The following is an 11954-nucleotide window of genomic DNA, read 5'->3' on the forward strand; positions in this document are numbered from 1 at the left end:
GTTACATAGCAAGAAAGAGGGGCATAGGGACGAACCTTGGGAAGTTTATAGACCCCTTGGCGGACAAGATACTGGTCACCGCGGTGTTGGTGTCCCTGGTGGAGCTTCAGCGTCTTCCCGCCTGGATAGTGGTGGTCATAGTTTCCAGGGAGTTCATAGTGACGGGGCTTAGGATGGTGGCCGCTGCGGAGGGAATAGTTATAGCCGCCAGCAAGGGCGGCAAGGCCAAGACGGTCAGCCAGATAGTGGCGATAGCCATGATGATCCTTAACCTTCCGGGCGGCATATGGGTGATGTGGCTTGCCATGGGCCTTACCGTGTGGTCCGGCATGGATTACCTGGTAAAGGGGAAGGATCTGCTGAGCCGTTGAGGACCGGTGGATGAGCATACCCTTTTCGCTTTTCCGTTGAGGACCTTTGTATGGGGGTGTTGCGGTTGGGCAAGGACTTAGGGGCTTTGGATGCCAGGTTGGTCTCCCTTGAGGGGGCCATGGTGGACGCTTTGTCTGAGTTGGTGAGGCGTCCTGCGGTTTCTCCTGACGATGGCGGCGATGGGGAGCATGATAAGGCGTTTTTCATAGAATCCCTGGTGTCGTCCCTTGGGTTGGGGCCAGTGGAGAGGTATGTCTCAAAGGATCCAAGGGCCAAGGGGGGCATAAGGCCCAATTTGGTCCTAAGGGTTCCCGGCACCGACAGCTCCGCCGGAAGGCTTTGGATCTTTACCCACATGGACGTGGTTCCCGAGGGAGACAGGTCCCTTTGGCGGTTTGATCCCTTTGAGCCCCATTTGGAAGGAGGGCGCTTATATGGGCGGGGGTCTAACGACAACGGCCAGGAGCTGGTGGCGTCACTTTTTGCCCTCAAGGCGGTGGTGGAGAGCGGAGGACCCCGCCGGGAGGTTTGTCTTGCCTTCGTGGCGGACGAAGAGGTGGGAAGCCAGCACGGCATAGGGTTCCTTCTCAAGGAGCATGGGGATTTGTTTGATCCGTCGGATCTCATCTTGGTTCCCGACGGTGGCACCGAGTCCGGGGACTTCATCGAGGTGGCGGAGAAGACGATCCTTTGGGTGGAGTTTCAGGTTGATGGGTGCCAGGTTCACGCGAGCAGGCCAGATCAGGGGCTTAACGCATGCAGGGTGGCGAACGAGCTTTCCGTGGCTTTGGACAGGGCCCTTAAGGGGGCCTTCCCGGAGGAGGATCCCCTGTTTGAGCCTCCTTTTTCCACCTTTGAGCCCACCAGGAGGCTGGCGAACGTTGGAAACGTGAACACCATTCCGGGCAAGGAGGTCTTCTGCCTGGATTGTAGGGTGCTGCCCCACGTCAAGGTGGAGGACGTGGAGCGCGTGTTCGCCGGTGAGGTTAGGAAGGCCCAGGATTCCTTCGGTGCCAGGATCTCATATCGTTTCCTCCAGAAGGGGGAGCCCACGGAAGCCACGGATCCCTCTTCTCCGGTGGTTGCGCTGCTTAGGGAGGCGGTGGAGGACGTGTTGAAGATCAAGCCCCGGGTTGGAGGGATAGGGGGTGGCACCTGCGCCGCCTTCTTCCGGGAGGCTAAAATGCCCGCGGTGGTATGGGCCCAGGAGGCGGACACCGCCCACATGCCGGACGAGTATGCGGAGGTATCCCACATGGTGAACGAGGCCAAGGTCTTCGCCAGGATGATGCTGTAGGAGCAACTTTATTTAGGGCCCCTTGGGGCCCTAAAATTTTTGTGGTGAGATCGGTTTTGTACCGCCCCGGTGGTTTTGTTGCGGTAGGCTTGATTTTAGTGAATTTAGGTGCTAGCCTTTTCTTGGCAACCAGCTGAGATTGAGAGCAGTCCTTAGCCCAGCAGAGCAGAAGACCAGTCAAGGGAGGATCCCAAAGTGGTCAGACGCATTCAGCCGGAACCTTTTCGCATCAAGATGGTGGAGCCTGTTTCCATTCCGGACAAGGCTCAGAGGGAGGAGGCCCTGAAGAGGGGGCATTTCAACCTCTTCGGTTTGAGGTCCGAGGACGTTTACATCGACCTTCTAACCGACTCTGGCACCGGTGCCATGAGCAAGCAGCAGTGGGCGGCCCTCATGAAGGGCGACGAGGCTTATGCGGGAGCTACCAGCTTCTACGCCCTGAAGGAGGCCGTCAAGGATGTGCTGGGTTTTGACTACGTCATCCCCTGTCACCAGGGCCGGGCGGCGGAGAACGTGACCTTTGGTTCCTTGGTTAAGCCCGGGGACAGGATCCCCTTCAACATGCCCTTTGACACCACCAGGGCCCACATCTTCAACGTGGGAGCCGAGCCGGTGGACTGCGTCATCGACGAAGCTTACGACCCCTCCAAGTACCACCCCTTCAAGGGTAACGTGGACATAAACAAGCTTGAGAACGCCATAAAGACCTATGGGGTGGAGCGGATTCCCCTGATCATGGTCACCATAACCAACAACTCTGGCGGCGGGCAGCCGGTGAGCCTTGAGAACCTTCGGGAGGTCCGGAAGGTGGCGGACAAGTATGGGATCCCCCTGTTCCTTGACGCCGCCAGGATGGCGGAGAACGCCTACTTCATCAAGACCCGGGAGGAAGCCTGCAAGGACATGACGGTGGCCCAGATACTTAAGGCCTGCATGGACTGTGCTGACGCCATCACCGTGTCCGCCAAGAAGGATCCGCTCGTTAACATAGGAGGCCTCGTGTGCACCAGGACCGAGGATCTCTACTACAAGATACTGCCGAGGGTTATCCTGTTCGAGGGCTTTGCCACCTATGGCGGTCTTGCGGGCAGGGACCTTGAGTGCCTGGCCCAGGGGCTCAGGGAGATGGTCCAGGAGGACTACCTGGCCCACCGGGTGGCCCAGGTGGCGTACCTTGGGGATCTTTTGGATGACGCGGGGGTTCCCTTCGTGAAGCCCGCGGGAGGACACGCCATATTCATCGATGCCGCGGCATTCCTTCCCCACATACCCCAGAAGTATTATCCCGCCGACGTGCTTGGCATAGAGGTCTACCGGGAGGGTGCGGTTCGTGGCATAGGCCTTGGGGCCCTTGCCTTCGCCACCGAGGATGAGGCCACCGGTGAGATCGTGTACCCCAAGTTGGAGCTCTTCAGGCTTGCCATAAACCGCAGGACCTACACCAACAGCCACATGGAGTACGTGGCGGAGACCATAATCAACGTTTACAAGAGGCGGGACAGCATCCGCTACGGTCTTAAAGTGGACTTCGCCCCCGCTGCCAAGGGGCTGCATCACTTCCTTGCCCACTTGAGCCCAGTAAGCCTTTAAGCTCTCGATGGAGCTTTCTGGCTCCGAGCTTTGATGATAGTGAGTTTGAACCCAAACGACCCCGGGGCCGGCGCAAGCCGGCCCTTTTTGGGTTCCCTTAAGTGCCCATTTTTATTGCTTCTTGCCCATGGTGCACCGGGTGGATATGATCTACGTTTGGAGCGTTTCTTTGGTTTTTTGCAGCGCTGCCCATGTTTGAGGGGCTTTTTGCCCTTGGGGGGCGTTGTATAGAAAACAGGAAGGGTAGGGGGTTGAATATGGGGGTCATAAACCTTGGGGATCGAATCAGGATAGGCGACGGGGAGAGGTGTTTTGTTATAGCTGAGGTGGGAGCCAACCACAACAGGTCCCTTTCCCTGGCCATGGAGCTTATAGACGCCGCCGCGGAGGCGGGGGCGGATGCGGTGAAGTTTCAGATATACAGCGCCGAGAGCCTGTACTCCAGAAGGACTCCCAGGCACTCGGGGTACTCTAAGGACCTTTTTAGCCTCATAAAGGAGATAGAGACCCCCCGGGATTGGCTGCCCCATTTGGCGGAGCGGTGTGTCCACCGGGGAGTGGTGTTCTTTGCCACGCCGTTTGATTTTCAGGCGGTGGACGAGCTGGATCAGGTGAGCCCTATCTTTAAGATAGCCTCCTTTGAGATAGTGGACATACCTTTGATTAGGTACTGTGCTTCCAAGGGTAAACCGATGATAATATCCACCGGCCTTGCCACCATGGAGGAGATAGAGGACGCCTACATGGCCTGCGTTGCGGAGGGAAACCGTGACGTGGCCTTTTTGCAGTGCGCATCGGCCTATCCCGCTTCCCCTGCCATAATGAACCTAAGGAGCATGGACACGATCCGAAGGGCCTTTGGCACCCCCACGGGGCTGTCGGATCATACCACTGGGATACACATAAGCGTTGCCGCCGTGGCCATGGGGGCCCAGCTGATAGAGAAACACTTTACCATGGACCGCAGCATGGAAGGCCCCGATCACCCCTTCGCCATAGAGCCCCCGGAGCTAAGGGAGATGGTTAAGCAGATAAGGGATGTGGAGTCCGCCATGGGGGACGGGCGGAAGCTTGGTCCATCCAAGGAGGAGATGGAGTTTTATGAGAAGGCCCGCCGGAGCATCCACGCCGCGGTGGACATTCCTGCTGGAAGCCGCATAACCCAGGACATGATCACCGTTAAGCGCCCCGGCTACGGCATAAGGCCCAAGTTCATGCGTCTGGTGCTGGGCAGGGAGGCAAAGACCGACATAGCGGCGGATCAGTGGATAACCTGGGAGATGATCTAAAATGATCCGGTACGTTGACATACTGGAAGTGCAGCCCCAGGTGTCCATGAGGGTGTTGGAGTGGAGAAACAGCCACCGGGTGAGGAAGAGCATGCTCAACGACTCCATCATAACGGAGGCGGAGCATCTGCGCTGGTTGAGCTCCCTGGCCTCTTCCCCCAAGAGGCAGATGGTGCGGGTTGCCTTTATGGGGGAGGAACCATTTGGGATCATAACCCTAAAGGACATCGACAGGACGTCCCTTAGGAGCGACTGGGGGATGTACATAGGTGACGAGAATTTCTTAAATAGAGGATTGTCAAAGCACATGCTGTACAGCCTTATGGAGTGGGGCTTTGAGGAGGAGGGGTTGCATAGGCTTTTTACCTCCGTTTTGGGTTCCAACGTGGGGGCTGTATCGCTGTATCTCAGATTCGGCTTTCATGTTGAGGGTCGTTTCGAGAGGCACCTTTTGAGGGATCAGGCTTGGGAGGACCTTTATTGGATTGCCATCTTCAAGGACCGCTGGTTTGAGATCAAGGATGGCCTTAGGAAGGTGGCGGAAGAGGGGTTGTCTTGACCACCATGGGCCGTTCTGTGGACGTTGTCTTTCTCACTCATGCGGGTGGCAGGATCGGGGGCGGCCATGGGGGTCGGTGTCTTGCCCTTGCCCAGGGCTTTGTAAAGCTGGGGGTTACCGTGGGGATAATTGGCAACCCCCCGGTGGTGGATTTCTTCGCCTCCGCCGGAATTTTTGATCAGGGCGGAGGGTTGGTTAAGGCGTTCCAGGACCTATTTGGCGATGACCTTTCAAGGGCGGCGGGCCTTTTAGACGCCGTGTCCCCTAGGCTTTGCGTGGTGGACAGCTATGAAGCTTCTCCGCTGGTGCTTGACACTTTAAGGGCCCTCGTGCCCCTTGCGGTGATAGATGACCTTAGGCGGTTCCCGGTGGAGGAGCACTGCGGAGCGGTGCTGAACTACGGTTTTAGGGCCCATCGGATGGGTTACAAGGGGGCTGGCGGCCTTCTATTGGGACCTAGGTATGCGCTTTTGAGGGAGCAGTTTTGGGATGTGGAGAAGAGGCCGGGCGACCGCCACCTGGTGGTGAGCGGCGCTGCGGATCCTTTGGGAGTTACCCCTAAGCTGATTCGTTGGTGGAGGGGGCTTGACCTGCCGGGGGCGGACTTCGTGATTGGTCCCATGGTGGACCATGAAATTCGGAAGGCGGCGGAGGAGGAAGCCTGCCGGGCGTCCCATGTTAGGCTCATAACGGCATCCCGGGATTTGCACCTCATGATGGCGAGCTCCAGGGCAGTGCTTTGTACTTCCAGCGTCACCGCCTACGAGGCGTTGGGGCTTGAGAAGCCGGTGGTGGTGTTCCAGGTGGCGGACAATCAGGTGGACACCGGCCGGGCCATAGAGGAGATGGGACTTGGGGTCAACCTGGGCCCTTGGGGGGCTTGGGGGGCTGAGGACCTCTTAAGGGCTTTGAACGCCGCATTTGTTCCTCCCGCCGGTGTGGTGAACCCAAGGGGGGCTGTGGCGGCGGCGATGGACCTGTCGAAGGTGTTTCGGATTGATCCCCCCCATGGGATATAATCTATCGGTTAAGCTTTTTATGGCCCTTGGGCCGAAAGGTGGGTATGGGAATGTTAAAAGGCATACTTAAGGTTCTTGGGCTTGATCCCAACGATAGGGCCCTTTCGAGGTACCGCCGGGTGGTGGAGGCCATAAACGCCCTGGAGGATCAAGTGTCCGCCATGTCGGACCGGGAACTGGAGGGTACCGCCGCGGATTTTCGACGAAGGCTCTTAGAGGGTGAGTCCCTGGACCAGTTGCTGCCGGAGATGTTTGCCCGGGTCAGGGAGGTCTCAAGGCGTAGGCTTGGGCTTAGGCACTTCGACGTCCAGCTTATGGGAGGCATGGCCCTTCACGAGGGGAAGATAGCAGAGATGAAGACCGGCGAGGGTAAGACTTTGGTGGCTACCCTGTCGGTGGCGCTCAACGCCCTGGAGGGCAAGGGGGTTCACGTGATAACCGTCAACGACTACCTGGCCAGAAGGGACGCGGAGTGGATGGGGCCGGTGTATCGTGGGCTGGGGCTCACCGTGGGGGTCATAGAACCCTTCATGTCCCAGGAGGACCGCTTTGCCGCCTACAGGGCCGACATCACCTATGGGACCAACAGCGAGTTTGGCTTTGACTACCTGAGGGACAACATGGCCCTTTCCAAGGCTTCCCAGGTGCAGAGGGGCCATTGGTACTGCCTGGTAGACGAGGTTGACTCCATCCTCATAGACGAGGCCAGGACGCCGCTTATAATATCCGGGCCTTCGGAGGACAGCGTGGAACCCTATAGGGTTGCGGACTCCTGCGCCAGGTCCTTGAGGAAGGGCGAGGACTTTGAGGTGGACGAAAAGGAGAGGAACGTGGCCCTGACGGAGCGGGGGATAGCCCGTTGCGAGGAGATATTGAAGGTTCCGAACCTGTTCAGCGATTACGGCATGTCCGAGCTGGCCCACAAGGTCATCCAGGCCCTCAAAGCTCACCATCTGTTTCAGCGGGATGTGCACTACGTGGTGAAGGACGGTGAAATCGTCATAGTCGACGAGTTCACCGGGCGGCTCATGTTCGGCCGCCGTTACTCCGACGGCCTGCATCAGGCCATAGAGGCCAAGGAGAAGGTTCAGATAGGCAAGGAGAGCCAGACCCTTGCCACCATAACCCTTCAGAACTACTTCAGGATGTACCGCAAGCTGTCGGGCATGACCGGCACCGCCGCCACCGAGGCGGAGGAGTTCAAGGAGATCTACGGCATGGACGTGGTGGTGATCCCAACCCACAGGTCCATGATAAGGGTGGATCATCCGGACGTGATCTTCAGGACCCAGAGGGAGAAGTACAACGCGGTGGCGGATTTTGTGGAGGAGCGCCATCGGGCTGGGCAGCCGGTTCTGGTGGGTACCGCATCCATAGAGAACTCGGAGCGGGTGAGCAAGCTCCTCAAAGCCAGGAGGATACCCCATCACGTGTTGAACGCCAAGTTCCACGACAAGGAGGCCGCCATAGTGGCCCAGGCAGGGCGCTTTGGGGCTGTTACGGTGGCTACCAACATGGCGGGGCGTGGTACTGACATACTTTTGGGCGGCAACCCCAAGTTCCTCGCCATGGAGGAGGCGGCGGCCAAGGGCATAGACCCGGACCAGTCTCCGGAGGAGTACCGGGCCATATTGGATAAGTTTGCGGCCCAGTGCGAAGAGGAGCGCAAGAAGGTGCTGGATGCCGGGGGGCTATGCATACTTGGCACCGAGCGGCACGAATCTAGGCGGATAGACAACCAGCTGAGGGGCCGTGCGGGGCGGCAGGGTGATCCGGGCGAGAGCCGTTTCTTCATATCCCTGGAGGACGACCTGTTGAGGCTTTTCGGCTCCGACCGGATCCAGGGCCTCATGTCAAAGCTTGGTATGGAGGAAGGGGAGTCGGTTGAGCATTCCTTCCTCACCAAGGCCATAGAGAACGCCCAGCGCAAGGTTGAGCAGATGCACTTTGACATCCGCAAGCAGCTCCTGGCCTACGATAACGTGATGAACCAACAGCGCGAGGCGGTTTACAAGGAAAGGCAGGAGATACTGGGGGACCAGGATCTAATAAGCAGGGCGTGGTCCATACTGGAGGACACGGTGGCGTCGGTTTTCGATTCCCATCTCACCTCCGGCGAGGACGGTGGTTTCGACGGTGAGCGCTGCGCCATAAGGTTGAGGTCCATCTTCGGTCCTGGCATCGACGGGCCGTTGCATGACGGTGAGGTTTTGGACCCCGGGGAAGCCAGGGAGCAGGTGCTTAGGATGGTGCGCCAGGCCTTCGTTGCCAAGGTTGAGGAGCTTGGTGAGGAGAACGCCAACGAGCTTTTCCGTTTCCTGCTATTGAACGTTCTTGACTCCCACTGGAAGGAACACCTGCTGGCCATGGACGAGCTCCGGCGAGGCATAGGGCTTAGGGCCATAGGGCAGAAGGATCCGCTGGTGGAATATCAGTTCGAGTCGTTTAATCTCTTTAAGGAGATGCTTGACCGGGTGAGGGAGGGTTTCAGCGAGCTGGCCCTTCGTGTCAGGGTGGTTCAGGAGAGGCGTCCTGTGAGGGTTGAGGAGGGGCGTGGGCCTCTCTTTATCGGTGGCTCCGGGGGAGAGGAGGAGCCCCAGAGAGCTCCTGTCAAGCGTGGGGTAAAGGTGGGGAGGAACGACCCGTGTCCCTGCGGGAGCGGGCGTAAGTATAAGCACTGCTGCGGCAAGGGGGAGTAGCGGGACATGCACCGCATGCCTAGGTTCGTTTTGGCGGCGCTTGGAGCGGTTTTGATCCTGTCACACGCATCCTCGGCCCTATGCGGCGGTTACGCGCCGGAGGATGTGCGGACCATGGGCGGGAAGGTGCCCTCCCTTTCGGCCTTCCCGGGTTTTGATGGGGTGGCATGGCGGGTGCTTAGGAACTACCGTATGCTGCCCGATGGATCCGTGGAGGCGGAGACCTCGATTGTGGCCATGGTGGGGGAGAGGGTACCTTCGGTGTTTCAGGACATCCGGCTTCCCGTGCCTGAAGGATGGCGGTTGGAGGCGGATTTAGTTCGCTGGTACAACCCCCTTACCTGGCGCGAGGAGGGGGTCCGCAAGGCCGATGAGGATATGCGTGGCGGAGTCAGGTTCGTAAGCCTCAAGGTCCCATCCGATGCGGTAGGCAGGGTGGTAACGCTTAAGTGGGTTCAGCGCATCCCCTCTAAGGCTTCCATGGGGGCCTTGGTGGAGTTTGGGCTTCCCATTCCCGTTTGGGAGGAGGTCTTGTCCGTGGAAGTTCCGGCGGGCAAGGAGCTGGCCTTCCGATCCTTTGATTTGGACGACCCGGTCAAGGTCTCTTCCCAAGGGGTTGACCGGTACACCTGGTCCGTCTCCAACCAGGGAGGGGTTGCATCCTCCGCCGGGATAGTCCAGCTTAGAAGGCCCTACGTGGTCTTTGGAACCTCCAGGGGGGAGTCGTTGTTGGCCTTAAGGCTTTCCGAGATGGAGAGGAAGCTGTTGTCTTTGAGGGCGGATGTCTCGGCCCTTCCAAAGTCCTTTAACGGAAAGCTGGAGGCTTTAAGCGCCGGCGCGGACCTTATGGATCCCACGTGGGGTGTGCCATGGGACGCGTCCTTTGATGCCGGCAGGATCGGTGTTTTAAAGGCCCTTTTGGAGTCCGAGGGGTACAGCGTTAAGGTTTTCTGGCAGCCCGTGGTGGACATCCCCCATGATCCCCCGGTGGCGGAGGGGATGTGGCTTAGGCCGGTTTTGAGGGCCTTAAGGCGGGGGGCGGAAGAAGTGCTGTTCTTCCCCGGTCAGTCGGTGCCCTTTGGGCAGCTGCCCCCGGAGCTTTGCGGTTCAACACTGTGGGCTCCGAAGGAGGGGGGCGGGCTTGAACCTTTGCCGGTGCCGTTTTATCCCGCATCTCAAAGCCGGGTGTTGGTTTCCCTACGGGGTGAGGTTGATTCCCAGGGGATCTTTACGGGCACCTTGGAGGTTTTGGCGGGCGGCATGTGGCATGGCATGGTGAAGAGGGAAACGGCGTTGGACTGGCTTTCAATGGGGTCGTTGAAGGATATTAAAAACGTGGCCCTTAGGGATTCATCGGCGGGCTTGTCCATAAGGGCTGACGTTTCCGGCCCCATTGGCGTTCGTTCCGATGGCGGGATGTTGCTTATGGTGCCGTCGGTTTATCCCCGTATGCTGGACGTGTTTGGGAATTCCCAAGGCACCTTGAGTCCTAGGTTCCCCTTTATCGTGGAGCAGCGGATGGAGCTTGGGATACCCAAGGGATTGGATGCGGTGGTGCCGCCGGCTTTAAAGGCATCTGGGGCTGTATTGCAGCGGTTTTCCGTGTCCCCAAGGAAGGGGAGGTTGAGCTTCCTGTCGACCCTTACGGTCAAGGCCATGGGGAAGTCCGGCGGGTTATCGGCAGAAGACTTCATCTATTTCGCAAGAGGGCTTTCGGAGGGTGTTCTACTGAGGGGTAAGTGATATACAATATCCCTCAAGGTTTCTCTCTTAAAGGTTAAGGGGGTTCTGCCATGGAGGAGATAAAGCTTTCGTTGGAGGAGAGGATACGGTCCATAATCGGTGAGATGTCCCGGGAGAAGGGCGTGGAGATCCCCGAGAAGGCCAAGATATACCTTGAGCGTCCCAAGAGGGAGGGACAGGGGGATTGGGCGTGCAGCGCCGCCCTGCAGCTTGGCAAGGTTTTCGGGCTGTCCCCCCGGGATTTGGCCCAACAGGTGGCGGACAGGCTTGCCGGCGATTCCCTGGTGAGGTCCGTTGAGGTGGCGGGGCCTGGGTTCATCAACATAACCCTGTCTCAGGACTGGATGGGGGATCTTATAAAGAAGGTGCTGCAGGCGGGCCCTGACTACGGCCGGGTATCCGACGGCGGCGGCAAGAAGGTTCAGGTTGAGTTCGTGAGCGCCAACCCCACCGGTCCTTTGCACATGGGGCACGGCAGGGGGGCTGCGGTGGGCGACATAACCTCATCGATACTTTCCTATGCCGGTTGGCAGGTTGAGCGGGAGTATTACATAAACGACGCGGGGCTCCAGATGGAGCTTTTGGGGCGTTCCGCCAGGAGCCGTTACTTTGAGCTTTTGGGCAGGCCCGATGAGGCGCCCTTCCCGGAGGATGGGTATCATGGGGACTACATAATGGACATAGCCAACGAGATCCTTGAGGAGCGGGGCACCTCTTTGGCGGACATGCCGGAGGAGGAAGCGGTGCCGGTTTTTACCGACTTGGCTTACGAGAAGGTGCTTCGCTGGATAAAGCGCGACCTTGAGGACTTCGGCCTTAAGTTCGACGTGTGGTTCTCCGAGAGGAGTTTGTACGTGGGGGATCAGGTTGAGCGCACCATAGAGGCCCTTAAGGCTAGGGGGTACGCCTACGATGCGGACGGGGCGGTGTGGTTTAAGTCCACCGCCTTCGGCGACGAGAAGGACCGGGTGCTCATAAGGTCCAACGGGGCTCCCACTTACTTCATGTCCGACGTGGTGTACCACAAGAACAAGTATGACCGCGGCTTCGACCTGGTGATAGACGTTTGGGGGGCGGATCATCACGGCTACATCCCCAGGATGAAGTCCGCCGTTGCCGCCATGGGGCGGGATCCCGAGGACCTGCAGGTGCTTCTGATTCAGTTCGTGACCCTTTTGAGGGACGGGGAGCCGGTGTCCATGTCCAAGCGGGCCGGGGCCTTTGTCACCCTGAGGGATGTTATGGACGAGGTGGGGGTTGACGCCACCCGGTTCTTCTTCGTGATGCGCCGCTGTGACAGCCATCTGGACTTTGACCTGGAGCTTGCCAAGAGGGCGTCTTCGGACAACCCGGTCTACTACATTCAGTCTGTCTCTTATACACATC

The 11954-nt window shown here is 58.7% G+C and carries 9 protein-coding genes and 1 pseudogene; all 10 read left to right on the top strand.

Features of this window, described 5'->3' with window-relative positions; genetic code table 11:
* Window positions 1-371, top strand: a 371-nt coding sequence (gene pgsA / locus N2315_08100; GenBank protein ID MCX7829140.1) for a CDP-diacylglycerol--glycerol-3-phosphate 3-phosphatidyltransferase, incomplete at its 5' end; no start/stop codon positions are given.
* A gap of 50 nt (window positions 372-421) precedes the next feature.
* Window positions 422-1669 carry a M20 family metallo-hydrolase gene (locus N2315_08105; protein ID MCX7829141.1) on the top strand — a complete coding sequence of 416 codons (1248 nt, stop codon included), beginning with the start codon at window positions 422-424 and terminating at the stop codon, window positions 1667-1669.
* 195 nt (window positions 1670-1864) lie between these two features.
* Complete coding sequence (locus N2315_08110; GenBank protein MCX7829142.1) at window positions 1865-3259, top strand: tryptophanase; 1395 nt, start codon at window positions 1865-1867, stop codon at window positions 3257-3259.
* A 257-nt stretch (window positions 3260-3516) separates the two neighbouring features.
* Window positions 3517-4548: an N-acetylneuraminate synthase family protein gene (locus tag N2315_08115; protein ID MCX7829143.1), complete on the top strand. Its 1032-nt coding sequence runs from the start codon at window positions 3517-3519 to the stop codon at window positions 4546-4548.
* Between the two features lies 1 nt (window position 4549).
* Window positions 4550-5107 (top strand): UDP-4-amino-4,6-dideoxy-N-acetyl-beta-L-altrosamine N-acetyltransferase, encoded by a 558-nt coding sequence (gene pseH, locus N2315_08120; GenBank protein MCX7829144.1) that lies wholly within the window; start codon window positions 4550-4552, stop codon window positions 5105-5107.
* Entirely contained in the window at window positions 5104-6126 is a 1023-nt protein-coding gene (locus N2315_08125; GenBank protein ID MCX7829145.1) for a hypothetical protein, read from the top strand. The genes pseH and N2315_08125 overlap by 4 nt, the downstream gene beginning before the upstream one ends.
* Window positions 6127-6176: 50 nt before the next feature.
* A pseudogene (secA, locus tag N2315_08130) lies at window positions 6177-8627 on the top strand (preprotein translocase subunit SecA).
* A gap of 126 nt (window positions 8628-8753) precedes the next feature.
* The gene (locus tag N2315_08135; protein ID MCX7829146.1) at window positions 8754-8825 is read left to right on the top strand and encodes an SEC-C metal-binding domain-containing protein; all 72 of its coding nucleotides are present in this window, start codon (window positions 8754-8756) and stop codon (window positions 8823-8825) included.
* A gap of 6 nt (window positions 8826-8831) precedes the next feature.
* Window positions 8832-10568: a hypothetical protein gene (locus N2315_08140; GenBank protein ID MCX7829147.1), complete on the top strand. Its 1737-nt coding sequence runs from the start codon at window positions 8832-8834 to the stop codon at window positions 10566-10568.
* 50 nt (window positions 10569-10618) lie between these two features.
* Window positions 10619-11954 (top strand): arginine--tRNA ligase (gene argS / locus N2315_08145; protein MCX7829148.1); only part of this gene is annotated, 1336 nt, incomplete at its 3' end.

Source organism: Thermanaerothrix sp. (assembly GCA_026417795.1).
Classification (GTDB): domain Bacteria; phylum Synergistota; class Synergistia; order Synergistales; family Synergistaceae; genus Thermanaerovibrio.